This window comes from Pseudomonas sp. CJQ_9 (assembly GCF_043106615.1).
Lineage (GTDB): Bacteria > Pseudomonadota > Gammaproteobacteria > Pseudomonadales > Pseudomonadaceae > Aquipseudomonas > Aquipseudomonas juntendi.
This window is the reverse complement of the sequence record NZ_JBICMS010000054.1, coordinates 118,781-143,664: the sequence shown is the minus strand read 5'-3', so window position 1 is coordinate 143,664 and position 24,884 is coordinate 118,781. Positions and strand designations below refer to the sequence as shown.

General features: G+C 58.3%; 36 protein-coding genes. 34 read left to right on the top strand and 2 right to left on the bottom strand.

Annotated features, from left to right (window positions below; genetic code table 11):
- Positions 1-168 precede the first annotated feature (168 nt).
- From rpsJ to bfr, 30 genes are all read left to right on the top strand, one after another.
- Entirely contained in the window at positions 169-480 is a 312-nt protein-coding gene (gene rpsJ, locus ACF8SD_RS09950) for a 30S ribosomal protein S10 (RefSeq protein WP_003186070.1), read from the top strand.
- Positions 481-560: 80 nt separating this feature from the next.
- A complete protein-coding gene (gene rplC / locus ACF8SD_RS09945; protein ID WP_003255486.1) occupies positions 561-1,196 on the top strand; it encodes a 50S ribosomal protein L3 in 636 nt (211 codons plus the stop codon).
- A 12-nt stretch (positions 1,197-1,208) separates the two neighbouring features.
- Positions 1,209-1,811 carry a 50S ribosomal protein L4 gene (rplD, locus tag ACF8SD_RS09940; RefSeq protein ID WP_003255485.1) on the top strand — a complete coding sequence of 201 codons (603 nt, stop codon included), beginning with the start codon at positions 1,209-1,211 and terminating at the stop codon, positions 1,809-1,811.
- Positions 1,808-2,107 (top strand): 50S ribosomal protein L23, encoded by a 300-nt coding sequence (gene rplW, locus ACF8SD_RS09935; protein ID WP_003255484.1) that lies wholly within the window; start codon positions 1,808-1,810, stop codon positions 2,105-2,107. Before rplD ends, rplW begins: the two co-directional genes overlap by 4 nt.
- Positions 2,108-2,121: 14 nt before the next feature.
- Positions 2,122-2,946 (top strand): 50S ribosomal protein L2, encoded by an 825-nt coding sequence (gene rplB, locus ACF8SD_RS09930; protein WP_003255483.1) that lies wholly within the window; start codon positions 2,122-2,124, stop codon positions 2,944-2,946.
- Positions 2,947-2,962: 16 nt separating this feature from the next.
- Positions 2,963-3,238: a 30S ribosomal protein S19 gene (gene rpsS, locus ACF8SD_RS09925; RefSeq protein WP_003255482.1), complete on the top strand. Its 276-nt coding sequence runs from the start codon at positions 2,963-2,965 to the stop codon at positions 3,236-3,238.
- Between the two features lie 11 nt (positions 3,239-3,249).
- Complete coding sequence (gene rplV, locus ACF8SD_RS09920; RefSeq protein ID WP_003103908.1) at positions 3,250-3,582, top strand: 50S ribosomal protein L22; 333 nt, start codon at positions 3,250-3,252, stop codon at positions 3,580-3,582.
- A 13-nt stretch (positions 3,583-3,595) separates the two neighbouring features.
- Positions 3,596-4,282 (top strand): 30S ribosomal protein S3, encoded by a 687-nt coding sequence (rpsC, locus tag ACF8SD_RS09915; protein WP_003255481.1) that lies wholly within the window; start codon positions 3,596-3,598, stop codon positions 4,280-4,282.
- Between the two features lie 12 nt (positions 4,283-4,294).
- Positions 4,295-4,708, top strand: a complete 414-nt coding sequence (gene rplP / locus ACF8SD_RS09910) for a 50S ribosomal protein L16 (RefSeq protein WP_003255479.1) — start codon at positions 4,295-4,297, stop codon at positions 4,706-4,708.
- The gene (gene rpmC, locus ACF8SD_RS09905; RefSeq protein WP_002555481.1) at positions 4,708-4,899 is read left to right on the top strand and encodes a 50S ribosomal protein L29; all 192 of its coding nucleotides are present in this window, start codon (positions 4,708-4,710) and stop codon (positions 4,897-4,899) included. Before rplP ends, rpmC begins: the two co-directional genes overlap by 1 nt.
- A gap of 2 nt (positions 4,900-4,901) precedes the next feature.
- Positions 4,902-5,168 carry a 30S ribosomal protein S17 gene (gene rpsQ, locus ACF8SD_RS09900; protein ID WP_023534981.1) on the top strand — a complete coding sequence of 89 codons (267 nt, stop codon included), beginning with the start codon at positions 4,902-4,904 and terminating at the stop codon, positions 5,166-5,168.
- 23 nt (positions 5,169-5,191) lie between these two features.
- Positions 5,192-5,560, top strand: coding sequence for a 50S ribosomal protein L14 (rplN, locus tag ACF8SD_RS09895; protein ID WP_008089810.1), 369 nt, complete (start codon positions 5,192-5,194; stop codon positions 5,558-5,560).
- A gap of 11 nt (positions 5,561-5,571) precedes the next feature.
- On the top strand, positions 5,572-5,886 hold the full coding sequence (rplX, locus tag ACF8SD_RS09890; protein WP_003255476.1) for a 50S ribosomal protein L24: 315 nt from the start codon (positions 5,572-5,574) through the stop codon (positions 5,884-5,886).
- A 20-nt stretch (positions 5,887-5,906) separates the two neighbouring features.
- Positions 5,907-6,446 carry a 50S ribosomal protein L5 gene (gene rplE, locus ACF8SD_RS09885; protein WP_003255474.1) on the top strand — a complete coding sequence of 180 codons (540 nt, stop codon included), beginning with the start codon at positions 5,907-5,909 and terminating at the stop codon, positions 6,444-6,446.
- 13 nt (positions 6,447-6,459) lie between these two features.
- Entirely contained in the window at positions 6,460-6,765 is a 306-nt protein-coding gene (rpsN, locus tag ACF8SD_RS09880; protein ID WP_009681970.1) for a 30S ribosomal protein S14, read from the top strand.
- A gap of 208 nt (positions 6,766-6,973) precedes the next feature.
- Positions 6,974-7,366 carry a 30S ribosomal protein S8 gene (gene rpsH / locus ACF8SD_RS09875; RefSeq protein ID WP_009681971.1) on the top strand — a complete coding sequence of 131 codons (393 nt, stop codon included), beginning with the start codon at positions 6,974-6,976 and terminating at the stop codon, positions 7,364-7,366.
- 12 nt (positions 7,367-7,378) lie between these two features.
- Positions 7,379-7,912, top strand: a complete 534-nt coding sequence (rplF, locus tag ACF8SD_RS09870; RefSeq protein WP_009681972.1) for a 50S ribosomal protein L6 — start codon at positions 7,379-7,381, stop codon at positions 7,910-7,912.
- A 10-nt stretch (positions 7,913-7,922) separates the two neighbouring features.
- The gene (rplR, locus tag ACF8SD_RS09865) at positions 7,923-8,273 is read left to right on the top strand and encodes a 50S ribosomal protein L18 (RefSeq protein WP_009681973.1); all 351 of its coding nucleotides are present in this window, start codon (positions 7,923-7,925) and stop codon (positions 8,271-8,273) included.
- Positions 8,274-8,276: 3 nt separating this feature from the next.
- Complete coding sequence (gene rpsE, locus ACF8SD_RS09860) at positions 8,277-8,777, top strand: 30S ribosomal protein S5 (protein ID WP_003255465.1); 501 nt, start codon at positions 8,277-8,279, stop codon at positions 8,775-8,777.
- Positions 8,778-8,779: 2 nt separating this feature from the next.
- A complete protein-coding gene (rpmD, locus tag ACF8SD_RS09855) occupies positions 8,780-8,956 on the top strand; it encodes a 50S ribosomal protein L30 (RefSeq protein ID WP_003255463.1) in 177 nt (58 codons plus the stop codon).
- A 3-nt stretch (positions 8,957-8,959) separates the two neighbouring features.
- Positions 8,960-9,394 (top strand): 50S ribosomal protein L15, encoded by a 435-nt coding sequence (rplO, locus tag ACF8SD_RS09850; protein ID WP_003255461.1) that lies wholly within the window; start codon positions 8,960-8,962, stop codon positions 9,392-9,394.
- On the top strand, positions 9,395-10,726 hold the full coding sequence (gene secY / locus ACF8SD_RS09845) for a preprotein translocase subunit SecY (RefSeq protein WP_003257108.1): 1,332 nt from the start codon (positions 9,395-9,397) through the stop codon (positions 10,724-10,726).
- A gap of 28 nt (positions 10,727-10,754) precedes the next feature.
- Positions 10,755-10,871, top strand: coding sequence for a 50S ribosomal protein L36 (gene rpmJ, locus ACF8SD_RS09840; protein WP_002555468.1), 117 nt, complete (start codon positions 10,755-10,757; stop codon positions 10,869-10,871).
- Positions 10,872-11,002: 131 nt separating this feature from the next.
- Positions 11,003-11,359: a 30S ribosomal protein S13 gene (gene rpsM, locus ACF8SD_RS09835; RefSeq protein WP_009681976.1), complete on the top strand. Its 357-nt coding sequence runs from the start codon at positions 11,003-11,005 to the stop codon at positions 11,357-11,359.
- A gap of 18 nt (positions 11,360-11,377) precedes the next feature.
- Positions 11,378-11,767: a 30S ribosomal protein S11 gene (rpsK, locus tag ACF8SD_RS09830; protein ID WP_003255454.1), complete on the top strand. Its 390-nt coding sequence runs from the start codon at positions 11,378-11,380 to the stop codon at positions 11,765-11,767.
- A gap of 15 nt (positions 11,768-11,782) precedes the next feature.
- Complete coding sequence (gene rpsD, locus ACF8SD_RS09825; RefSeq protein ID WP_009681977.1) at positions 11,783-12,403, top strand: 30S ribosomal protein S4; 621 nt, start codon at positions 11,783-11,785, stop codon at positions 12,401-12,403.
- Positions 12,404-12,425: 22 nt separating this feature from the next.
- On the top strand, positions 12,426-13,427 hold the full coding sequence (locus tag ACF8SD_RS09820) for a DNA-directed RNA polymerase subunit alpha (RefSeq protein WP_003255452.1): 1,002 nt from the start codon (positions 12,426-12,428) through the stop codon (positions 13,425-13,427).
- 42 nt (positions 13,428-13,469) lie between these two features.
- Positions 13,470-13,856 (top strand): 50S ribosomal protein L17, encoded by a 387-nt coding sequence (rplQ, locus tag ACF8SD_RS09815; RefSeq protein WP_003255451.1) that lies wholly within the window; start codon positions 13,470-13,472, stop codon positions 13,854-13,856.
- 172 nt (positions 13,857-14,028) lie between these two features.
- Positions 14,029-15,468, top strand: a complete 1,440-nt coding sequence (locus ACF8SD_RS09810; RefSeq protein ID WP_173887438.1) for a catalase — start codon at positions 14,029-14,031, stop codon at positions 15,466-15,468.
- A 162-nt stretch (positions 15,469-15,630) separates the two neighbouring features.
- Positions 15,631-16,095 (top strand): bacterioferritin, encoded by a 465-nt coding sequence (gene bfr, locus ACF8SD_RS09805; protein WP_009681979.1) that lies wholly within the window; start codon positions 15,631-15,633, stop codon positions 16,093-16,095.
- Between the two features lie 134 nt (positions 16,096-16,229).
- On the opposite strand, the gene uvrA is transcribed toward bfr, so the two are convergent.
- Complete coding sequence (gene uvrA, locus ACF8SD_RS09800; protein WP_392484333.1) at positions 16,230-19,064, bottom strand: excinuclease ABC subunit UvrA; 2,835 nt, start codon at positions 19,062-19,064, stop codon at positions 16,230-16,232.
- Positions 19,065-19,193: 129 nt separating this feature from the next.
- Here uvrA and ACF8SD_RS09795 point away from each other — a divergent pair, with 129 nt between their 5' ends.
- Both ACF8SD_RS09795 and ACF8SD_RS09790 read left to right on the top strand, forming a co-directional pair.
- The gene (locus tag ACF8SD_RS09795) at positions 19,194-20,588 is read left to right on the top strand and encodes an MFS transporter (protein ID WP_392484332.1); all 1,395 of its coding nucleotides are present in this window, start codon (positions 19,194-19,196) and stop codon (positions 20,586-20,588) included.
- Positions 20,589-20,597: 9 nt separating this feature from the next.
- Complete coding sequence (locus tag ACF8SD_RS09790; protein ID WP_051101244.1) at positions 20,598-21,137, top strand: single-stranded DNA-binding protein; 540 nt, start codon at positions 20,598-20,600, stop codon at positions 21,135-21,137.
- Between the two features lie 327 nt (positions 21,138-21,464).
- Here the strand turns inward: ACF8SD_RS09790 and ACF8SD_RS09785 are convergent, their stop codons facing one another.
- Positions 21,465-22,859, bottom strand: coding sequence for a PLP-dependent aminotransferase family protein (locus tag ACF8SD_RS09785; protein ID WP_392484331.1), 1,395 nt, complete (start codon positions 22,857-22,859; stop codon positions 21,465-21,467).
- A 316-nt stretch (positions 22,860-23,175) separates the two neighbouring features.
- On the opposite strand from ACF8SD_RS09785, the gene ACF8SD_RS09780 reads away from it, so the two are divergent.
- Both ACF8SD_RS09780 and ACF8SD_RS09775 read left to right on the top strand, forming a co-directional pair.
- Positions 23,176-23,961 (top strand): sulfite exporter TauE/SafE family protein, encoded by a 786-nt coding sequence (locus ACF8SD_RS09780; protein ID WP_392484330.1) that lies wholly within the window; start codon positions 23,176-23,178, stop codon positions 23,959-23,961.
- Between the two features lie 22 nt (positions 23,962-23,983).
- The gene (locus ACF8SD_RS09775) at positions 23,984-24,745 is read left to right on the top strand and encodes an SDR family NAD(P)-dependent oxidoreductase (protein ID WP_392484329.1); all 762 of its coding nucleotides are present in this window, start codon (positions 23,984-23,986) and stop codon (positions 24,743-24,745) included.
- Positions 24,746-24,884 lie beyond the last annotated feature (139 nt).

Sequence of the window (24,884 nt, the reverse complement as noted above, 5' to 3'; positions counted from 1 at the left end):
GGCGTCGTAGCCAAAATCATCGAGTAATCTCTCGACCGATTGAAAAAACCCCCGCTCAGCGGGGGTTTTTTTTATTGGGTTGACACTAAATGGGGGCGTCTATAGAATCACGCCTCCTTTTAGCGGGCGTAGTGCGTCCGTTGGGAACAGCCTGGAGTCTGAAATCCAATGCAAAATCAGCAAATCCGTATCAGGTTGAAGGCTTTCGACCATCGCCTGATCGACCAATCCACCCAGGAAATCGTGGAAACCGCGAAACGTACTGGTGCACAAGTGCGTGGTCCAATTCCACTGCCTACCCGCAAAGAGCGTTTCACCGTTCTGGTTTCCCCGCACGTCAACAAAGACGCGCGTGACCAGTACGAGATCCGCACTCATAAGCGTGTTCTGGACATCGTCCAGCCAACGGATAAAACCGTTGACGCGCTGATGAAGCTTGATCTGGCGGCAGGTGTGGAAGTACAGATCAGCCTCGGCTAAGACTTCGGTCTAGTCGTGTAACGCTCTGAAATGGGCGGCCATAGCGGGTGAAAGCCCCGTACACTCATGAGGTTTACAACATGACTATTGGTGTAATCGGTCGCAAGTGCGGTATGACCCGCATTTTCACCGAAGAAGGTGTCTCCATTCCGGTCACGGTCATTGAGATCGAGCCGAATCGCGTCACCCAGTTCAAAACTGAAGAAACCGATGGCTACCGTGCAGTGCAAGTCACTGTCGGCGAGCGTCGTGCTTCGCGTGTGACTGCCGCTCAGGCAGGCCACTTCGCCAAGGCCAACGTTGCCGCTGGTCGCGGTGTTTGGGAGTTCCGTCTTGAAGAAGGCGATTTCCAGGCTGGCGATCTGATCAAAGCTGAACTCTTCACTGCAGGCCAGCTGGTTGACGTTACTGGTCAGTCCAAAGGTAAAGGCTTTGCCGGTACCATCAAGCGCTGGAACTTCCGTGGTCAGGACAACACCCACGGTAACTCCGTGTCGCACCGTGTTCCTGGTTCCATCGGCCAGTGCCAGACTCCTGGTCGTGTGTTCAAGGGCAAGAAAATGTCCGGTCACATGGGCGCCGAGCGCGTGACTGTTCAGTCCCTGGAAGTAGTTCGCGTAGACGCTGAACGCAACCTGCTGCTGATCAAAGGTGCCGTACCTGGCGCTACTGGTGGCGACGTGGTTGTACGTCCAGCTGTCAAGGCTCGCGGTTAAGGGGAAACTGACATGCAACTTAATGTAAATGACGCTCAGGCGATCGAAGTTTCCGAACTGACTTTCGGTGGCGAATTCAACGAGACGCTGGTTCACCAAGCAGTCGTGGCCTACATGGCTGGCGGCCGTCAGGGTACCAAGCAGCAGAAGACCCGTTCCGACGTGGCTGGTGGCGGTAAGCGCCCATGGCGTCAGAAGGGTACTGGCCGTGCTCGTGCTGGTACCACTCGTGGTCCGATCTGGCGTGGCGGTGGTGTAACCTTCGCAGCTCGCCCTCAAGATCACTCGCAGAAGCTCAACAAGAAGATGTACCGCGCAGCACTGCGCTCCATCCTCGCTGAGCTGGTGCGTAGCGACCGTCTGGTCGTGGTTCAGGACTTCGCTGTTGAAGCGCCAAAAACCAAAGATCTGCTGAACAAGCTGAACGGCATGGGTCTGAGCGATGTTTTGATCGTTTCCGACGCTGTTGATCAGAACCTGTACCTGGCTGCTCGTAACCTGCCGCACGTCGACGTACGTGACGTACAAGGTTCCGACCCGGTCAGTCTGATCGCATACGAGAAAGTGTTGATCACTGTCTCGGCCGTGAAGAAATTCGAGGAGCTGCTGGGATGAACCAGGAACGCGTATTCAAAGTCCTCCTTGGCCCGCACGTTTCCGAGAAGGCTACCGTTCTGGCTGAGAAAAAAGGCCAGTTCGTATTCAAGGTTGCTACTGATGCAACCAAGCTGGAAATCAAGAAAGCTGTCGAAGGCCTGTTCAACGTAAAAGTTGAAAACGTGTCGACTGTCAACGTTCTGGGTAAAACCAAGCGTACCGCACGTGGTCTGGGCAAGCGTAATGACTGGAAGAAGGCGATCGTCTCCCTTCAGCCAGGCCAAGATCTCGATTTCAGCAGCAGTGCTGAGTAAGGAAGGGGTGCATCATGGCAATCGTTAAATGCAAACCGACTTCCCCTGGCCGCCGTTTCGTGGTCAAGGTGGTCAACAAGGAGCTGCACAAAGGCGCTCCTCACGCACCGCTGATCGAGAAAAAATCGAAGTCTGGTGGTCGTAACAACAATGGCCGCATTACCACTCGTCACGTGGGTGGTGGTCATAAGCAGCATTACCGTCTGGTCGACTTCCGTCGCAACGACAAAGATGGCATCCCAGCCACTGTCGAGCGTATCGAATACGACCCGAACCGTACTGCTCACATCGCCCTGCTGTGCTACGCAGACGGTGAGCGTCGCTACATCATCGCCCCTAAAGGCGTGAGCGCTGGCGACCAGCTGATCGCAGGTGCACTGGCCCCAATCAAGGCTGGTAACTCCCTGCAGCTGCGCAACATTCCAGTAGGTAGCACCATCCACGGCATCGAACTGAAGCCGGGTAAAGGTGCACAGATCGCTCGTTCCGCTGGTGCTTCGGCTCAGCTGATCGCTCGCGAAGGTGTCTACGTGACCCTGCGTCTGCGCTCTGGTGAAATGCGTAAAGTCCTGGCTGAGTGCCGTGCGACCCTGGGCGAAGTCTCGAACTCCGAGCACAGCCTGCGTTCGCTGGGTAAAGCTGGTGCCAAACGCTGGCGCGGCGTTCGCCCAACCGTTCGTGGTGTTGCCATGAACCCGGTTGACCACCCACACGGTGGTGGTGAAGGTCGTACCTCCGGTGGTCGTCATCCGGTATCGCCATGGGGCTTCCCAACCAAGGGTGCTAAAACCCGTGGTAATAAGCGTACCGACAACATGATCGTCCGTCGTCGCAAGTAACTAGAGGGATACGACAGTGCCACGTTCTCTGAAAAAAGGTCCTTTTATCGATCTTCACCTGCTGAAGAAGGTCGAAGTGGCGGTGGAGAAGAATGATCGCAAGCCAGTTAAAACCTGGTCGCGTCGTTCGATGATCCTGCCACAAATGGTCGGTCTGACCATCGCGGTACACAACGGTCGTCAACATGTCCCAGTTCTGGTGAACGAAGACATGGTCGGCCACAAACTGGGCGAGTTCGCCGGTACCCGCACCTATCGCGGGCACGTGGCTGACAAGAAAGCCAAGCGTTAAGGGGTAAGGAAATGGAAGTAGCCGCTAAGTTGTCGGGCGCTCGAATCTCCGCCCAGAAAGCCCGCTTGGTCGCCGACCAGATCCGCGGGAAGAAGGTGGGCGAAGCGCTCAACCTGTTGGCCTTCAGCAGCAAAAAAGCTGCTGAAATCATGAAGAAAGTCCTCGAGTCGGCCGTAGCCAACGCCGAACACAACGAAGGCGCAGACGTTGATGACCTGAAGGTCTCCACCGTCTTCGTCAACGAAGGGCGTTCGCTGAAGCGCATCATGCCACGTGCCAAAGGCCGTGCTGATCGCATCGTCAAGCGGTCTTGCCATATCACTGTCAAGGTTGCGGACAAGTAACGGAGTCGATCAGATGGGTCAGAAAGTACATCCCACTGGCATTCGCCTGGGAATCGTCAAGGAGCACACCTCCGTCTGGTACGCAGACGGTGCTACTTACGCAGATTACCTGTTGAAGGATCTGAAAACGCGTGAGTACCTCCAAGACAAACTAAAAAGCGCGTCCGTAAGCCGTATCGATATTCATCGTCCGGCTCAAACTGCACGCATCACCATCCACACCGCTCGTCCAGGTATCGTTATCGGGAAGAAAGGTGAAGATGTCGAGAAGCTGCGTCAGGACCTGACCAAGCAGATGGGTGTGCCTGTGCACATCAACATCGAAGAGATCCGCAAGCCGGAACTCGACGCTATGCTGGTTGCGCAGAGCGTAGCTCAGCAGCTGGAACGCCGCGTAATGTTCCGTCGCGCCATGAAGCGCGCCGTACAGAACGCCATGCGTATTGGTGCCAAGGGCATCAAGATCCAGGTGAGCGGTCGTCTCGGCGGTGCTGAGATTGCTCGTACCGAGTGGTATCGCGAAGGTCGTGTGCCGCTGCACACCCTGCGTGCCGATATCGACTACAACACCTACGAAGCTCACACCACTTACGGTGTGATCGGTGTGAAGGTTTGGATCTTCAAAGGCGAAGTTATTGGTGGTCGCCAAGAAGAACTGAAACCACAAGCACCAGCGCCTCGTAAAAAAGCTGCTAAGTAAGGGGTACGCCAAATGTTGCAACCAAAGCGTACAAAATTCCGCAAGCAGATGACTGGCCACAACCGTGGTCTGGCACTGCGCGGTAGCAAAGTCAGCTTCGGCGAATTCGCCCTGAAAGCTGTTGCTCGCGGTCGCCTCACCGCTCGCCAGATCGAGTCCGCACGTCGTGCGCTGACCCGTCACGTTAAGCGTGGCGGCAAGATCTGGATCCGTGTGTTCCCGGACAAGCCGATCTCCAAGAAGCCTCTCGAGGTTCGTATGGGTAAAGGTAAGGGTTCCGTGGAATACTGGGTTGCCCAGATCCAGCCAGGCAAAGTCCTGTACGAGATCGAGGGTGTTTCTGAAGAGCTGGCGCGCGAAGCTTTCGCCCTGGCTGCTGCAAAGCTGCCTCTCGCCACCTCCTTTGTTAAGCGGACGGTGATGTGATGAAAGCGAATGAACTTCGTGAAAAATCGGCACAGCAACTGAACGAGCAACTGCTCGGCTTGCTGCGCGACCAGTTCAATCTGCGTATGCAGAAAGCAACTGGCCAGTTGGGGCAGTCGCACCTGCTCTCGCAAGTTAAGCGTGACATCGCTCGCGTGAAAACTGTGCTCAACCAGCAGGCAGGTAAGTGATCATGGCTGAAGCTGAAAAAACCGTCCGTACGCTGACTGGCCGTGTCGTCAGCGACAAAATGGACAAGACCATCACCGTTCTGATCGAGCGTCGCGTCAAGCACCCGATCTACGGTAAATACGTTAAGCGTTCGACTAAGCTGCACGCGCACGACGAAACCAACCAGTGCAAAATCGGCGACAAGGTTTCCATTACCGAAACCCGTCCGCTGGCCAAGACCAAGTCCTGGGCACTGGTTGAAGTCCTCGAACGCGCTGTTGAAGTCTAAGGGCTAGGGGTCGGAGAAATTTTATGATTCAGACTCAATCCATGCTCGATGTGGCCGATAACAGCGGCGCTCGTCGCGTCATGTGCATCAAGGTGCTCGGCGGTTCCCACCGCCGTTACGCTGGCATCGGTGACATCATCAAAGTAACCGTCAAGGAAGCAATTCCGCGCGGTAAGGTCAAAAAAGGCCAGGTGATGACTGCTGTTGTCGTCCGTACCCGTCACGGTGTACGTCGCGCTGACGGTTCCATCATTCGTTTCGACGGCAACGCTGCTGTTCTGCTGAACACCAAGCAAGAGCCGATCGGCACTCGCATCTTCGGGCCAGTGACCCGTGAACTTCGTACTGAGAAGTTCATGAAGATCGTCTCGCTCGCCCCTGAAGTGCTGTAAGGAGATCCGACATGCAAAAGATTCGTCGTGACGACGAGATCATCGTGATCGCCGGCAAAGACAAAGGTAAGCGCGGTAAGGTGCTGAAGGTTCTGGCTGATGACCGTCTGGTTATCGGTGGCGTGAACCTGGTCAAGCGTCATACCAAGCCTAACCCGATGGCGGGCGTACAGGGCGGTATCGTCGAGAAAGAAGCGCCTCTGCACGCTTCCAACGTTGCCATCTTCAACGGTGAAACCAACAAGGCTGATCGCGTTGGCTTCAAAGTAGAAGACGGTAAAAAAATTCGTGTCTTCAAGTCGACCCAAAAAGCGGTTGATGCTTGAACACTGCTAGGTAGAAGACCATGGCACGACTGAAAGAGATTTACCGGAACGAAATCGCTCCTAAGCTTAAGGAAGAACTTAAGCTGTCGAACGTGATGGAAGTTCCGCGCGTTACCAAGATCACCCTGAACATGGGTCTGGGCGAAGCGATCGGCGACAAGAAAGTCATCGAGCACGCTGTTGCCGACCTGGAAAAGATCACCGGTCAAAAGCCGGTTGTGACTTTCGCTCGCAAGTCCATCGCTGGCTTCAAAGTCCGCGAAGGCTGGCCGATCGGCGTCAAGGTGACCCTGCGTAGCGACAAGATGTACGAATTCCTGGACCGCCTGCTGGCGATCTCCCTGCCTCGGGTTCGCGACTTCCGCGGCCTGAATGCCAAGTCCTTCGATGGCCGTGGCAACTACAGCATGGGCGTGAAAGAGCAGATCATCTTCCCGGAAATCGACTACGACAAGATCGATGCTCTGCGCGGTTTGGACATCACCCTGACCACCACTGCTCGTTCGGACGACGAAGGCCGCGCTCTGCTGCGTGCTTTCAAGTTCCCGTTCCGCAACTGATTGGAGTAGGAAAATGGCCAAGAAGAGCATGAAAAACCGCGAGCTGAAGCGTCAGCTCACGGTAGCCAAGTTCGCTAAGAAGCGTGCTGAACTGAAAGCGACCATCGTCAACGTCAACGCCTCTCCTGAAGAGCGTTTCGCTGCCGTAGTCGCTCTGCAGAAGCAGCCACGCGACGCTAGCGCTTCGCGCCTGCGCAACCGTTGCCGCCTGACCGGTCGTCCTCACGGTGTATACCGTAAGTTCGGCCTGGGCCGTAACATGCTGCGTCAAGCTGCAATGCGCGGTGACGTACCAGGTCTGGTCAAGGCCTCCTGGTAATCGCTGCAGGCGAGATCCCGGCGCAAGGGGAGCAATCTTCCGACCGCCGGTGACCTTGCCATAAAACAAGCCCCTACATGGGGCTTGTTTCGTTTCTACCTTGTGTCTAGAATGACCGGCTCACCTGAGCCTGGGGTTTTCCCCTGCCTGTTCGGGTGGTTGTGATAGCCGCAAGGCTAATAATTCTTGTATCAGGAGCATCTAGCCCATGAGTATGCAGGACCCGTTAGCGGACATGCTAACTCGCATCCGTAATGCCCAGATGGCTGAAAAGTCCGTCGTAAGCATGCCTTCCTCCACCCTGAAGGTCGCGGTTGCCAAAGTTCTGAAAGACGAAGGTTACATCGCTGGCTACCAGGTAACTGGTGAGGCCAAGCCTTCCCTGTCGATCGAACTGAAGTATTTCGAAGGCCGTCCGGTCATCGAAGAACTGAAGCGCTCCAGCCGTCCAGGCCTGCGCCAGTACAAGTCCGTCGCAGAGCTGCCGAAAGTACGTGGCGGTCTGGGCGTGTCTATCGTCTCCACCAACAAAGGTGTGATGACTGATCGCGCTGCGCGCGCTGCCGGTGTCGGCGGCGAAGTTCTGTGCACAGTGTTCTAAGGGGAGATAGGCATGTCTCGCGTCGCTAAGAACCCCGTTAAGCTGCCAGCAGGCGTCGAAGTCAAATTCGCCGGCCAGCAGCTTTCGGTGAAGGGTGCCAAAGGCACTCTCGAACTGAACGTTCACTCGTCTGTTGAAGTTACCGAAGAATCTGGCGAGCTGCGTTTCGTCGCTCGCAACGGTGACCAGCAAGCTCGCGCCATGGCCGGTACCACCCGCGCTCTGGTGAACAACATGGTCCAAGGCGTAAGCCAAGGCTTCGAGCGCAAGCTCCAGCTGGTCGGTGTTGGTTACAAGGCACAGGCTAAAGGCACCGTCCTGAACCTGGCTCTGGGCTTCTCGCACCCAGTGGACTACGAACTGCCAGCCGGTATCACCGCTGAAACCCCAAGCCAGACCGACATCCTGATCAAGGGTATCGACAAGCAGCTGGTGGGTCAGGTGGCCGCTGAAATCCGCGACTTCCGTCCGCCAGAGCCTTACAAAGGTAAAGGTGTGCGTTACGCGGACGAAGTAGTCCGTCGTAAAGAAGCCAAGAAGAAGTAGGGCCTAGTAAATGACCGACAAAAAAGTTATTCGACTGCGTCGCGCTCGCAAAGCACGTCTCAAGATGCACGAACTCGAAGTCGTGCGCCTGTGCGTGTTCCGCTCCTCGCAGCACATCTACGCCCAGGTCATTTCGGCCGACGGCAGCAAGGTTCTGGCAAGCGCCTCGACCTTGGACAAAGAACTGCGTGATGGCGCCACTGGCAACATCGACGCGGCCACTAAGGTTGGCAAGCTGGTAGCTGAGCGTGCGAAAGCCGCCGGTGTATCTCAAGTTGCCTTTGACCGTTCCGGCTTCAAGTACCATGGCCGCGTCAAAGCGCTGGCTGATGCTGCTCGTGAAGGCGGGCTGGAGTTCTAAGTTATGGCAAATAACGATCAAAAGCGCGACGAAGGCTACATCGAGAAGCTGGTTCAAGTTAACCGCGTTGCCAAAACCGTAAAAGGCGGCCGTATCTTCACCTTCACCGCGCTGACCGTGGTAGGTGATGGTAAAGGTCGTGTCGGCTTCGGCCGTGGCAAATCGCGCGAAGTACCAGCCGCGATCCAGAAAGCCATGGAAGCTGCCCGTCGCAACATGATCCAGGTTGACCTGAAGGGCACTACCCTGCAGTACGCCACCAAGGCTGCCCACGGCGCCTCGAAGGTTTACATGCAGCCTGCTTCGGAAGGTACCGGTATCATCGCCGGTGGCGCAATGCGTGCTGTCCTGGAAGTTGCTGGTGTTCAGAACGTTCTGGCCAAGTGCTACGGTTCGACCAACCCAGTGAACGTGGTTTACGCCACCTTCAAGGGTCTGAAAGCCATGCAATCTCCTGAATCCATTGCTGCCAAGCGCGGCAAGAGCGTCGAGGAGATCTTCTGATCATGGCAACCGTAAAAGTAACGCTGATCAAGAGCGTCTCGGGCCGTCTGCCTAACCACAAACTGTGTGTTAAAGGCCTGGGTCTGCGTCGCATCGGTCACACTGTAGAAGTCCAGGATACTCCCGAGAACCGCGGGATGATCAACAAGGCTTACTACATGCTGAAGGTCGAGGGCTAATCGATGAAACTCAATGATCTGAGTCCAGCGCCGGGTTCCCGTCGCGAGAAGCATCGTCCAGGTCGTGGTATCGGTAGCGGTCTGGGTAAGACCGGCGGCCGTGGCCACAAAGGTCAGACTTCCCGTTCGGGTGGTTCGATCGCTCCTGGCTTCGAAGGCGGTCAACAGCCGCTGCACCGTCGTCTGCCGAAATTCGGCTTCGTTTCCCTGAAAGCCATGGACCGCGCTGAAGTGCGTCTGTCCGAGCTGGCCAAGGTGGAAGGCGACGTGATCTCCGTGCAATCCCTGAAGGATGCCAACGTGATCAACCAGCACATTCAGCGTGTGAAAATCATGCTGTCTGGCGAAGTTACTCGCGCAGTCACCATCAAGGGTATCGCAGCCACCAAGGGTGCGCGTGCGGCTATCGAAGCAGCTGGCGGCAAATTCGAGGAATAAATGGCTAAGCAAGGTGCTCTCTCTTCGCTCGGTAAGGGCGGGATGTCGGAACTCTGGGCTCGTCTGCGCTTTCTGTTCATGGCGATCATCGTCTATCGGATAGGCGCACATATCCCGGTACCTGGCATCAATCCGGACCGTCTGGCGGATCTGTTTCGGCAGAATGAGGGGACCATTCTTAGCTTGTTCAACATGTTTTCCGGTGGCGCGCTCGAGCGCATGAGCATCTTTGCACTGGGGATCATGCCGTACATCTCGGCATCGATCATCATGCAGCTGATGACTGCGGTCAGCCCGCAACTGGAGCAGTTGAAGAAGGAAGGTGAAGCTGGCCGTCGCAAGATCAGCCAGTACACCCGCTACGGCACCGTTATCCTGGCACTGGTTCAAGCCATTGGCATGTCCATTGGCCTGGCCAACCAGGGCGTGGCGTTTTCTGTAGGCCTGGGCTTCCATGTCGTCGCCGTCTCCACCTTCGTGGCGGGCGCGATGTTCATGATGTGGCTGGGCGAGCAGATCACCGAGCGCGGTGTGGGCAACGGTATCTCGATGTTGATCTTCGCGGGTATCGTTGCCGGTCTTCCGAGAGCAATCGGGCAGTCTTTCGAGTCTGCACGCACAGGCGATATCAACATTTTCGCCCTGGTCGCAATCGGTTTGCTGGCAGTAGCGATTATCGGTTTCGTGGTGTTCATTGAGCGTGGTCAGCGTCGTATCGCCGTTCACTACGCCAAGCGTCAGCAGGGCCGCAAGGTCTTCGCTGCGCAGACCAGCCACTTGCCGTTGAAGGTGAATATGGCGGGGGTTATCCCGGCCATTTTCGCGAGCAGCATTTTGCTGTTCCCGGCTTCGCTGGGTGCCTGGTTCGGTCAGTCCGAAGGTATGGGCTGGTTGCAGGACATCTCGCAGTCGATCGCTCCTGGTCAGCCGTTGAACATTCTGCTGTTTAGTGCAGGGATCATTTTCTTCTGCTTCTTCTACACAGCGTTGATGTTCAACCCGAAAGACGTAGCGGAAAACCTGAAGAAGTCCGGTGCCTTTATTCCGGGTATCCGTCCTGGTGAGCAGTCGGCGCGCTACATTGATGGCGTACTGACCCGTTTGACCATGTTCGGTGCTCTTTACATGATGGCCGTCTGCCTTCTGCCCCAGTTCCTGGTGGTGGCAGCAAATGTGCCGTTCTACCTTGGCGGGACCTCGTTGCTGATTGTGGTAGTGGTTGTGATGGACTTCATGTCCCAAGTACAATCGCACCTCGTTTCGCACCAGTACGAATCCCTGATGAAGAAAGCCAACCTGAAAGGCTACGGTGGCAGCGGTCTGCTGCGCTGATACGCCCCTAAGGTTCGAGGAGTCGGTAATGAAAGTTCGTGCATCGGTGAAAAAGCTGTGCCGTAACTGCAAGATCATCCGTCGCGAAGGCGTCGTACGAGTGATCTGCAGCGCGGAACCGCGTCACAAACAGCGCCAAGGCTGAGTGTGATCTGCGCTTCAAACCCAGCAGCTAGTGTGCTGCTGGGTTGATTATTCGTTTCTACAGCGATATTATCTCGCGCCCTATTTCTTGGCTTCCGGGGCGTAGGTAGCTGTCAATTGGAGTCCCACTGAATGGCCCGTATTGCAGGCGTCAACATTCCAGATAACAAGCATACTGTTATCTCGCTGACCTACATCTATGGTGTCGGTCGCACAACTGCACAGAAGATCTGTGTAGACGCTGGTGTAAACCCAGCCGCAAAGATCAAGGATCTGAGCGACGAGCAAATCGAAACCCTGCGTGGCGAAGTCGCGAAGTTCACCACTGAAGGTGACCTGCGTCGTGACGTCAACATGAAGATCAAGCGCTTGATGGACCTGGGTTGCTACCGCGGCCTGCGTCATCGTAAAGGTCTGCCGGTTCGCGGTCAGCGCACCAAGACCAACGCACGCACCCGTAAGGGCCCGCGTAAGCCGATCCGCAAGTAATCGCCCAGGAATATAGACATGGCAAAACCTGCTGCTCGTCCTCGTAAAAAAGTTAAAAAGACAGTGGTTGATGGCATCGCCCACATCCATGCATCTTTCAACAACACCATCGTGACCATCACCGACCGTCAGGGCAATGCTTTGTCCTGGGCGACCTCCGGTGGTTCGGGTTTCCGTGGTTCGCGCAAATCCACCCCGTTCGCAGCTCAGATTGCTGCTGAGCGTGCTGGTCAAGCTGCGCTGGAATACGGTCTGAAAAACCTCGACGTAAACGTCAAGGGTCCAGGTCCAGGTCGTGAGTCCGCCGTTCGTGCATTGAACAGCTGCGGCTACAAGATCGCCAGCATCACCGACGTGACGCCTATCCCGCACAACGGGTGCCGTCCGCCGAAGAAGCGTCGCGTGTAATCAGGAGACAGAAGAATGGCACGTTACATTGGTCCAAAATGCAAACTGTCTCGTCGTGAAGGCACTGACCTGTTCCTGAAGAGCGGCGTTCGCGCTCTGGAATCGAAGTGCAACATCGAAGCAGCCCCAGGTATCCACGGCCAGCGCCGTGGCCGTCAGTCCGACTACGGCACCCAGCTGCGTGAGAAACAAAAAGTTCGTCGTATCTACGGTGTTCTGGAGCGTCAGTTCCGCGGTTACTACCAAGCTGCTGCCTCGAAAAAAGGCGCAACCGGTGAGAACCTGCTGCAACTGCTCGAGTGCCGTCTGGATAACGTCGTTTACCGTATGGGCTTCGGCTCGACTCGTTCCGAGTCCCGTCAGCTGGTTTCGCACAAAGCGATCAGCGTCAACGGTAAAACTGTAAACATTCCATCCTACCAAGTTCGTCCGGGTGACGTGGTCGCGGTTCGCGAGAAGTCGCTGAGCCAGCTGCGCATTGTTCAAGCCCTTGAACTCTGCGCCCAGCGTGGCCGCGTTGAGTGGGTTGACGTGGATGCTGCCAAAAAGTCGGGCGTTTTCAAGAACGTTCCTGCTCGCAGCGACCTGTCTGCCGACATCAACGAGAACCTGATTGTCGAGCTCTACTCCAAGTAAGGGCTAGAAAATAGGTGCATCCATGCAGATTTCGGTAAATGAGTTCCTGACTCCCCGCCATATTGATGTGCAGGTAGTCAGTCCGACCCGCGCCAAGATTACGCTCGAGCCTCTCGAGCGTGGTTTCGGCCATACCCTGGGCAACGCGCTGCGCCGCATCCTGTTGTCCTCCATGCCTGGCTGTGCAGTAGTCGAGGCCGAGATCGATGGCGTACTCCATGAGTACTCCGCGATCGAAGGTGTTCAGGAAGACGTCATTGAAATCCTGTTGAACCTGAAAGGCCTGGCTATCAAACTGCACGGTCGTGACGAAGTTACGCTGACCTTGTCGAAAAAGGGTTCGGGGGTGGTTACCGCTGCCGATATTCAGCTGGATCACGATGTCGAGATCGTCAACCCCGATCACGTAATCGCGAACCTGGCGTCGAACGGCGCCCTGAACATGAAGCTCACTGTAGCTCGTGGTCGTGGTTACGAGCCGGCCGACTCCCGTCAAACCGACGAAGACGAAAGCCGTAGCATTGGCCGTCTGCAGTTGGACGCTTCGTTCAGCCCGGTGCGTCGTATCGCCTATGTGGTCGAGAACGCCCGTGTTGAACAGCGTACCAACCTGGACAAACTGGTCATTGATCTGGAAACCAACGGCACCCTGGACCCTGAAGAGGCTATCCGCCGCGCTGCGACCATCCTGCAACAGCAGCTGGCCGCGTTCGTCGACCTCAAAGGTGACAGCGAGCCTGTCGTAGTCGAGCAGGAAGACGAGATCGATCCGATCCTGCTGCGTCCGGTTGACGACCTGGAACTGACTGTACGTTCGGCCAACTGCCTGAAGGCGGAGAACATCTACTACATCGGCGACCTGATTCAGCGTACCGAAGTAGAGCTGTTGAAAACTCCTAACCTCGGCAAGAAGTCCCTGACTGAAATCAAGGACGTCCTGGCCTCTCGTGGTCTGTCTCTCGGCATGCGCCTCGACAACTGGCCGCCTGCAAGTCTTAAGAAAGACGACAAGGCGACCGCCTGATCGTCGTAATCACCGAACGTAGTGTTTGGTAAGGAATGAATCATGCGTCATCGTAAAAGTGGACGTCACCTGAGCCGTACCAGCTCTCACCGCAAGGCTATGTTCCAGAACATGGCAGTGTCGTTGATCGAGCACGAGCTGATCAAAACCACCCTGCCGAAAGCCAAGGAACTGCGCCGCGTTGCCGAGCCGCTGATCACCCTGGCCAAGGAAGACAGCGTTGCTAACCGTCGTCTGGCCTTCGACCGTACCCGTTCGAAGTCCGCTGTTGGCAAACTGTTCAACGACCTGGGCAAGCGCTACGCCACCCGTCAGGGCGGCTACCTGCGCATCCTGAAGTGCGGTTTCCGCGCTGGCGACAACGCGCCTATGGCGTACGTCGAGCTGGTTGATCGTCCTGTCGGCGGTGCTGTAGAAGCTGCTGAGTAAGACGTTCTGTCTGCTACAAAGAACCGGGCCTAGTGCCCGGTTTTTTGTGTCTGCAACTATTGTTTATTTCTATTGATACAAGTCATCTAATGAATTTGTTCTCGTAGTCCGGCTCATCGATACTCTCCCCATAGCCGATCAGCCGGCGTTCCAAGACCGATAAGGAGAGCCCATGAGCAAGACTCTTACCACCGCCAGCGGTGCACCAGTAGCCGACAACCAGAACTCCCGCTCCGCCGGCCCACGTGGCCCATTGTTGCTCGACGACTTCCACCTCATCGAGAAGCTCGCCCATTTCAATCGCGAGAACATTCCGGAGCGCCGCGTACACGCCAAGGGTTCGGGTGCGTACGGCACCTTCACCGTCACCCGCGATATAACGGCCTACACCAGCGCCAAGCTTTTCGGCGAAATCGGCAAGCAAACCGAAACCTTCCTGCGTTTTTCCACCGTTGGTGGCGAGCGTGGTTCAGCCGATACCGAGCGTGACCCGCGTGGCTTCGCTGTAAAGTTTTATACCGAAGAAGGCAACTGGGACATTGTGGGCAACAACACCCCCGTGTTCTTCATTCGCGACCCGTTGAAGTTCCCGGACTTTATCCACACCCAGAAGCGCCACCCACAGACCAACCTCAAGAACGCCCAGATGATGTGGGACTTCTGGTCGCATTCGCCTGAAGCGCTGCATCAGGTGACCATTCTGTTCTCGGATAGAGGCATCCCGGATGGCTATCGCCACATGCACGGCTTTGGCAGCCACACCTACAGCCTGATCAACCAGCAAGGCGAGCGCACCTGGGTGAAGTGGCACTTCAAGACCCAGCAAGGCATCAAGAACCTCGCCCCCGCAGAAGCGGCACGCCTGGCCGGTACCGATCCGGACTATGCTCAGCGCGACTTGTTTGCAGCCATCGAGCGTGGCGACTACCCGCGTTGGACCGTGTGCATGCAGGTCATGAGCGAAGCGGAGGCGGCGAGCCGTGAGGAAAACCCGTTCGACGTTACCAAGACCTGGTCGCAGAAGGACTACCCGCTGATCGAGGTGGGGGTGCTGGAGCTTAACCGAAACCCGCTCAACTATTTCGCTGAAGTCGAGCAAGCAGCGTTTGGGCCAAGCAACATGGTGCCTGGCGTTGGTCTGTCACCCGACCGCATGCTGCAGGGCCGCGTGTTCGCCTACGCTGACGCCCACCGCTACCGTGTCGGTACCAACCACCAGCAACTGCCGGTGAATGCACCGCGCTGCGCTGTGCACAGCTACCAGCGCGACGGCTCCATGGCGACCGGCAGTTATGGCGCGGCGCCGAATTACGAGCCTAACAGCTACGCCGACGCACCCAAGCAGTCACCGCGTCACGCTGAACCTGCACTGGCGCTCACCGGTGCAGCGGACCGCCATGATCACCGTGAGGACAACGACTACTACAGCCACGCCGGCGCGCTGTTCCGCTTGATGAGCAACGAGCAGAAGGCGCTGCTGATCAGCAACATCGCCGGGGCCATGGCGGGTGTCAGTGACGATGTCATCCAGCGCCAGTTGCAGTATTTCTTCATGGCCGACCCGGCCTATGGCGAAGGCATCGCCAAGGCGTTGGGCGTGAATCTCGCTTAACTCGAAGTGATAAGAAGAACCGCCCTCATTTGGGCGGTTTTTCAATGAATATCACTACTGTTTAGACGATTTTTTGCACGGTTCGCGCGTTTTTCAGTGACCCTGGGCAAAAGCTGGTTCACACTATGTGGCATAGAAGCTTCCACATGGAGAAACAGGGCGATGCAAGGCCATCCAGACGTAATCAACTACCTCGTCACGCTGCTGAAGGGCGAACTGGCGGCACGCGACCAGTACTTCATTCATTCGCGCATGTACGAAGACTGGGGCCTGTCCAAACTCTACGAGCGTATCAACCACGAGATGGAAGAAGAGGCGCAACACGCTGATGCGCTGATGCGTCGTATCCTCATGCTCGAAGGTACGCCTGACATGCGTGCAGACGACCTGGAAGTCGGCAGCACCGTGCCGGAAATGATCGAAGCCGACCTCAAGCTTGAATACAAAGTGCGCGCTGCGTTGTGCAAAGGCATCGAGTTGTGCGAATTGCACAAGGACTATGTCAGCCGCGACATTCTGCGTGCGCAGTTGGCCGACACTGAAGAAGATCATACCTACTGGCTGGAAAAGCAGCAGGGTCTGATCAAGGCCATTGGCCTGGAAAATTACCTGCAATCGCAGATGTAATAGCCGGGGGCTGCTTTGCAGCCCATCGCGACACAAGGTCGCTCCTACAGGCGATCGCGCAACCCAAAGGTTCATGCGATCGCCTGTAGGAGCGGCCTTGTGTCGCGATGGGGCGCAAAGCGCCCCCAAATGCCTCAGGCCCGATCCCGCTCCAGCAGCGGTTTCAGGTAATACCCGGTATACGACTGTTTCATCTCGCTCAGTTCCTCCGGCGTACCGCAGGCAATGATCTGCCCACCCTTGGAGCCACCCTCAGGCCCCAGGTCCACCAGCCAGTCGGCCGTCTTGATTACGTCCAGGTTGTGCTCGATCACCACCACGGTGTTGCCGTGGTCGCGCAGGCGGTGCAGCACATCCAGCAGTTGCTGGATATCGGCAAAGTGCAGGCCCGTAGTCGGCTCGTCGAGGATATACAGGGTCTTGCCGGTGTCACGCTTGGACAGCTCACGCGACAGCTTCACCCGCTGCGCCTCACCACCGGACAGCGTGGTCGCTGATTGCCCCAGCTTGATGTAGGACAAACCCACGTCCATCAGTGTTTGCAGCTTGCGCGCCAACGCCGGCACCGCATCGAAGAACTCGCGGGCATCCTCGATGGTCATCTCCAGCACCTCGTGGATGTTCTTGCCCTTGTACTTGATCTCCAGGGTCTCGCGGTTGTAGCGCTTGCTCTTGCAGACGTCGCAGGGTACGTAGATGTCGGGCAGGAAGTGCATTTCCACCTTGATCAAGCCATCGCCCTGGCAGGCCTCGCAGCGGCCGCCCTTGACGTTGAACGAGAAGCGCCCAGGGCCATAACCGCGGGAGCGCGACTCGGGCACGCCGGAGAACAGCTCACGGATCGGAGTAAAAATGCCGGTGTAGGTAGCCGGGTTCGAGCGCGGCGTACGGCCAATCGGACTCTGGTCGATATCCACGACCTTGTCCAGGTGCTGCAGGCCGTCCATGCTGCTGTGCGGCGCCGCCTCGATGCTGCTCGCGCCATTCAGGGCGGTCGCTGCCAGCGGGTACAGGGTGTTGTTGATCAGCGTCGATTTGCCCGAGCCAGATACCCCGGTCACGCACGTCAACAAGCCAATCGGCACCTCGAGGTCAACATTCTGCAGGTTGTTGCCGCGTGCCCCCTTCAGCTTGAGTTGCAGCTTCTTGTTGCGCGGCGTGCGCTTGGCGGGCACGACGATCTTCTTGCGCCCTGACAGGTATTTGCCCGTCAGCGAGTCAGGATGGTCCATGATCTCCTGCGGCGAACCCTCGGCAACGATCTGCCCGCCATGTACGCCCGCACCTGGGCCGATGTCCACCACGTAGTCCGCCAGGCGGATGGCGTCTTCATCATGCTCCACCACAATGACCGTGTTACCCAGGTCGCGCAGGTGATTGAGCGTAGCCAGCAGGCGGTCGTTGTCGCGTTGATGAAGGCCGATCGACGGTTCGTCGAGGATGTACATCACCCCCACCAGGCCTGCGCCGATCTGGCTGGCCAGGCGAATACGCTGGGCCTCGCCCCCCGACAAGGTGTCGGCACTGCGGTCCAGGGTGAGGTAGTCGAGGCCGACGTTGACCAGGAATTGCAGGCGTTCGCAGATTTCCTTGAGGATTTTCGAGGCAATTTCGCCGCGGCGGCCGGTCAGGGTCAGTTCGGCAAAATAGCTGCTGGCATCGCCAATGGGCAGGTTGGTGACCGCCGGCAGGGTTTTCTCGCCAACCCACACGTGGCGCGCTTCGCGACGCAGGCGGGTGCCGCGGCAGTCCGGGCAGGGCTGGGTGCCGAGGAACTTGGCCAGTTCTTCACGCACGGTGGCCGATTCGGTCTCGCGGTAGCGGCGCTCCAAGTTCGGCACAATGCCTTCGAACGGGTGCGAGCGCTTGACGATATCGCCGCGGTCGTTGAGGTACTTGAAGTCGACACTGTGCTTGCCGCTGCCTTGCAGGATCACCTTCTGGTGCTCGGCAGACAGCTCGCCAAATGGCTCTTCCAGGCTGAAGCCGTAGTGTGCCGCCAGTGAGCCGAGCATCTGGAAGTAGTACACGTTGCGGCGGTCCCAGCCGCGGATGGCACCCTCGGCCAAGGTAAGCTCGGCATTGACCAGGCGCTTGGTGTCGAAGAACTGCTTCACACCCAGGCCGTCGCAAGTCGGGCAGGCACCCGCTGGGTTGTTGAAGGAAAACAGCTTGGGCTCAAGCTCGCTGATCGCGTGGCCGCACACCGGGCAGGCGAAACGGGCGGAGAAGATCGTCTCTTCGCCTTGCTCGTCGTCCATCGGTGCCACCAGGGCAATCCCGTCGGCCAGTTTCAGCGCGGTTTCGAACGATTCGGCCAGGCGCTGCTGCAGGTCGGCGCGCACCTTGAAGCGGTCTACTACCACATCGATGCTGTGCTTCTTCTGCTTATCTAGCTTGGGCAACTCATCAAGCTCATAGAGCTTGCCGTTGACCCGGGCGCGTACGAAACCCTGCGCGCGCATTTCATCGAACACTGCCAGGTGCTCGCCCTTGCGCTCGCGCACCACCGGCGCCAGAAGCATCAGCTTGCTGCCTTCGGGGCGCTCCAGCACCAGGTCGACCATCTGGCTGACGGTTTGCGCCTCCAGCGGAATGTCGTGGTCCGGGCAGCGTGGGGTACCGACGCGGGCGTACAGCAGGCGCAGGTAGTCGTAGATTTCGGTGATGGTGCCGACCGTCGAGCGCGGGTTATGCGACGTCGATTTCTGTTCGATGGAGATTGCCGGGGACAGACCTTCGATGGTGTCGACGTCGGGCTTTTCCATCATCGACAGGAATTGCCGGGCGTAGGCCGACAACGATTCCACGTAGCGGCGCTGGCCTTCGGCGTACAGGGTATCGAACGCCAGCGAAGACTTGCCGGAACCGGACAGGCCGGTGATCACGATCAGCTTGTCCCGGGGCAAGGTCAGGTCGATGTTCTTCAGGTTGTGGGTACGTGCCCCACGAATCAGGATCTTGTCCACTGCGGCCTCGCTTGGCGGGCATAAACAAAGAATTATACGGCCCCCTGCCAGTACGCGGCAAAGCGTCGCGTAGATGCCGTCAAGCTGTCGGACTGATAGAATCGCCGCCGGTTCACACGAGGTTACGCCATGCATGACACCCACAACGAGCGCATGAGCAGCAGCGAAACCCGCGCTGCTGGTGGCCTGGCCCTGGTCTTTGCCTTTCGTATGCTGGGCATGTTCATGGTCTTGCCGGTACTGGCCACCTACGGCATGGACCTGGCCGGTGCCACACCTGCGCTGATTGGCCTGGCTATTGGGGCCTATGGCCTGACCCAGGCGGTATTGCAGATTCCGTTCGGGATGATTTCCGACCGCATCGGGCGGCGCCCGATCATCTACCTGGGGTTGGTGATCTTTGCCCTGGGCAGCGTCCTGGCGGCCCAGGCCGACTCTATCTGGGGGGTGATCGCGGGGCGCATCCTGCAAGGTGCCGGGGCAATTTCGGCTGCCGTCATGGCGCTGCTCTCGGACCTGACCCGTGAACAACACCGGACCAAGGCCATGGCCATGATCGGCATGAGCATCGGCCTGTCGTTTGCTGTGGCCATGGTCGTCGGGCCACTGCTGACAAGTGCCTTTGGTTTGTCAGGATTGTTCCTGGCCACTGCCGGGCTTGCCCTGGTCGGCATCCTGCTGATCGCCTTCGTCGTGCCCAGTACCCACAGCCTTCTGCAGCATCGCGAGTCGGGTGTGGCGCACAAAGCACTCGGCCCGACCCTGCGTCATCCGGACCTTTTGCGCCTGGACGTGAGCATCTTCGTGCTGCACGCCGTCCTCATGGCCAGCTTCGTCGCGCTGCCCCTGGCCTTCGTCGAGCGTGGCGGGCTGCCAAAAGAGCAGCATTGGTGGGTCTACCTGACCGCACTGTTCATCTCATTTTTTGCAATGGTGCCGTTCATCATCTACGGCGAAAAAAAGCGCAAGATGAAGCGTGTGTTGGCCGGTGCAGTCAGTGTCCTGCTGCTGACAGAGATATACTTCTGGGAGTGGGCTGACGGTTTGCGCGGACTGGTGATTGGCACCGTGGTATTCTTTACCGCATTCAACCTGCTGGAGGCCTCGCTGCCTTCGCTGGTGAGCAAGGTGTCGCCTGCCGGTGGCAAGGGTACGGCAATGGGGGTTTATTCCACCAGCCAGTTCCTTGGTGCGGCACTGGGTGGAATTCTGGGTGGCTGGCTGTTCCAGCACGGTGGGCTGGACACGGTATTCCTCGGCTGTGCGGTGTTGTGTGCAATCTGGCTGATCGTCGCGTTGTCCATGAACGAGCCGCCGTATGTGACCAGCTTGCGCATGCCGCTGACGCCAGAGGCGGCCCGGGAAGCCGGCCTGACCGAGCGACTGATGGCCGTGCCGGGTGTGACCGACGCTGTGGTGGTTGCTGAGGAAGCGGCCATCTATATCAAACTGGATACGAAAATTTTGGACCGTGCGACCCTCGAGCGACTGGTGAATCCAGCCTCTTCGGCGTGCGAAGCCTAGGAGAACGTTATGGCCCGTGGGGTTAACAAAGTCATTCTGGTCGGCACTTGTGGCCAGGATCCCGAAGTCCGCTACCTGCCCAACGGTAACGCCGTGACCAACCTGAGCCTGGCTACCAGCGAGCAGTGGACCGACAAGCAGTCGGGCCAGAAGGTCGAGCGTACCGAGTGGCACCGTGTGTCGCTGTTCGGCAAGGTTGCCGAAATCGCTGGCGAGTACCTGCGCAAGGGTTCGCAGTGCTACATCGAAGGCAAGCTGCAGACCCGCGAGTGGGAAAAAGACGGTATCAAGCGCTACACCACCGAGATCATCGTCGACATCAACGGCACCATGCAGTTGCTCGGCGGCCGTCCGCAGAACCAGCAGCAGGGCGGTGACCCGTACAACCAGGGTGGCGGCAACTACGGCGGTGGCCAGCAGCAGTACAACCAGGCCCCACGCCAGCAGGCCCCGCGCCCGCAACAGGCCCCTCAGCGCCCGGCGCCGCAGCAGCCTGCACCGCAGCCGGCGGCCGACTTTGACAGCTTCGATGACGATATTCCGTTCTGATCAGAGCGGTAGGCGTTCAGCCAGGTCAGAAACCCGGGGATTTGCCCTAATTAATGCCAGTCAGTTAAGCCTATAAGGCACATTGGGGCTGCTGTGCAGCCCATCGCCGGCAAGCCAGCTCCCACAGGGACCGCGCAAAGCTTGAGGTCTGCACTGTTCCTGTGGGAGCCCGGCTTGCCGGCGATGGGCCGCAAAGCGGCCCCAATCGCTTAACTGACTGGCATTAGGGCATTTGCCCTGGGTTTTTTATGGCCTGTGGGAGCAACTGTCTTCCTCAAAATCTAAACAGCTTGCGCGGCCCCGGATTTGGTCAAGTACCAAGTCTGATCAATAGAACAACCGCGGCTCCGGCGAATCCAGCAGGCTAACCAGTTTGGTCAGGGCAAAGCCCAGCTCCTGGCGGCTGGGCGCCATCAGGGCGATACGCACGGCGCAGGTGGCATGGCTGCGCTCGGGCAGGAACTGGCTGCCACTGACTACCGTGACGCCATTACTGCGCGCCAGATTGGCGAACTCGTCACTGGTCCAGGGCTCGGGCAGCTCCAGCCAGATGTGGAAACTGTTGGGCTGGCTGCGGATTCTGTACTTGCCCAGGATCTCTCGGGCCATTTGCTGGCGTTCGGCCGCTTCCTGCTGCTGTACCTGCACCAACTGGTCGGCCATACCGCTGTTGATCAGGTTGCTGGCCAGTTGTGCCATCAACGGTGAGGGCATCCAGACGCTGCTACGTACCATCGACGATAGCCGCGACAGGGTTTGCGGTGGGGCGTACAGGTAACCGATGCGCAGTGCCGGCAGCACACTCTTGGACAGGCTGGTGAGGTACACCGAGCGCTCAGGGGCATACGCGGCAAGCGGCTTGTAATCCGGTGCTGGTTCGAGAAAACCGTAGATGTCGTCATCGACGATGAACAGGTCGAATTCGCGGGCGATTTCAGCGATGGCCTCGCGCCGCGCATGGGGCATGATCGAGTTGGTCGGGTTCTGGTGTGTGGTGACGCAAACCAGCAGCGAAGGGCGGTGCTCCAGGCACGCCGCGCGCAGCGCCTCGGGAACCAGCCCGTACTCGTCCATGGCCACGCCCCGCAGGCGGCGGCCCATGCTGTGGGCCAGCGAGATGATACCTGGGTAGCAGAACGACTCGCACAGCACCACATCATCGCTCTTCGACAGGCTGCTGATGGCCACCAGCAGGCCGTGCTGGGCGCCGGCAGTCAGCACCACCTGCTGCCAGCGTGCCTCCGGCAACCAGCGCTGGATCCAGGCTGCGCCGGCTTGCTTGTGGGTCGCGTGGCCGCCCTCGGTGACATAGTCCAACACCTGAGCCAGGTCAGGCGACTCGGCCAGTTCATTGATGGCCCCGCGCAGCCAGTCGGTCATGTGGGCGTCGTTGGGCTTGATGATCGATAGGTCGATCTGGCCGCTCTCGCGCTCGGTGCTTGCGGGTTTCGGTCGTGCGGCTGGGGTAGGGCTTTGCACCTGCCGCTGCTGCAGCACGAATGTACCGCGGCCGACTTCGCCCACCACCAGGCCGCGCTTGGCGGCTTCGTCATAGGCGCGCCCGATGGTGCCAGGGGTCACCTTCAGTGATTCGGCCAGGTCCTTGAGCGTGGGCAAGCGTTCGCCAGCCATCAGCCGACCACTGCCAATGTCTTGCTCAAGGGCGTCGGCGATCATCAGGTAGACCGGCTGCGTCAGGTCGCTGTAATGAGGAACCCACATAGAAATGGCACCAGAGTCTGCGAGAACGCGGAAGCCTAGCACGAAAGGTCTGAGGAGTGTAATTGAGATTCTTGCGCATAAACTACCTCGATTGAGTCGTTCGTGTTCGTCATGTAGGTGCGGTGCATGGCGATCCGCAGGCTCTCGCCATTGAGACTATGCGCTAGCGATTCTAATAAAATCTAATGAAATCATAGTGTTAATTAAGTCGCATCAATTCGTAGCGCGGACGTGTGAAAAATAAATTGAATCGATTATATTTTTGTAAATACAATAATTGAATCGATTCAATATGCGGATGCAAGGGAGTAATGCCATGGAGCTGTTAGGCGCCTTCTGGGCGGAACATTGGGTGCTGGCGATCTTCATGCTCGGCGCGATCGCCTTCATTGCCGGCTTCGTCGACAGCATTGCCGGTGGTGGCGGGTTGTTTCTGGTGCCAGGCTTTCTGCTGGTTGGCATGCCGCCCCAGGTGGCCCTGGGCCAGGAAAAACTGGTCAGTACCCTCGGCACGCTGGCGGCCATCCGCAACTTCCTGGCCAATAGCAAGATGGTCTGGCAGGTAGCGCTGGTCGGGGTGCCGTTCTCGCTGCTCGGAGCCTACCTGGGGGCGCACCTGATCGTGTCTATCTCCCAAGAGGCAGTAGGCAAGATCATCCTGGCGCTGATCCCGTTCGGCATCCTCATTTTCCTCACCCCCAAGGACCGCCCGGTCGAGGAGCGCGAACTGTCATCGCGCATGCTGTATACGGTGGTGCCGCTGACCTGCCTGGCCATTGGTTTCTATGACGGTTTTTTAGGCCCCGGTACCGGCAGCATGTTCATCATCGCCTTCCATTACCTGCTGCGCATGGACCTGGTGTCCACTTCGGCCAACTCCAAAACCTTCAACTTCGCTTCCAACATTGGGGCCCTGGTGGCCTTCGTGATTGCCGGCAAGGTTGTCTACCTGCTGGCGTTGCCGCTGGTGGCCTGCAACATCCTCGGTAACCACATGGGCAGCGCCCTGACCCTGCGTAAAGGCAACGAAGTGGTGCGCAAGGCGTTGGTGTTCTCGATGCTCTGCCTGTTCACCAGCCTGGGCGTGAAGTACCTGGTCTGATCCAATCCATAGGAGACAACTGATGAAAACCGCATTCGCAACCGGCGCCTCCTCGGGCTTTGGCCGGGCTATCTGCCGCAGCCTGATCGGCAAAGGCTACCGCGTGATTGGTGGCGCCCGGCGCATGGACAAACTGCGGGCCCTGGAGGCAGAACTTGGCGTCAATTTCATTCCGCTGGCGCTGGATGTCACCGACCCGATGTCGCTTGAAACGGCGGTCGAGCAGATTCGTGATGCTTCCCTGCAGATCGATCTGCTGGTCAACAACGCCGGATTGGCGCTGGGCGTAGACCGTGCCCAGGCCAGCAGCGCGGAAAACTGGCAGCGGATGATCGACACCAACATCACCGGCCTGGCCATGGTTACCCACAAGATCCTGCCGCAGATGGTGGAAGCCGACAGCGGCATGATCATCAACATCGGCTCTATCGCCGGCACCTATCCCTACCCGGGCGGGAACGTGTATGGCGCCAGCAAGGCCTTCGTCCGCCAGTTCAGCCTCAACCTGCGCGCCGACCTGGCGGGCACCCGCGTGCGGGTGAGCAACATCGAGCCGGGGCTGTGCTCAGGCACCGACTTCTCGATGGTGCGCCTGAATGGCGACCTGGATGCCGTGCAAGCCCTCTATCGTGATGTGCAAGCCCTTCTGCCGGAGGACATCGCTGCTACGGTGGCCTGGATCGCCGAGCAGCCGGCGCATGTGAACATCAATACCGTCGAGATCATGCCGGTGGCCCAGAGCAGCGCGGCGCTGAATGTGGTGCGCAACCTGCCGCCTTGCTGATTGGCCAGCGGTGGATGGCACCGGCGTTGCCGGTGTTCGCGGCTGAAGCCGCTCCCACACAGCCTGCACAGGTGCCGCGTTATCTCGAAGCATGCGCAGCACCTGTGGGAGATCACCCAGCCCTATGGGCTGCGCTGTC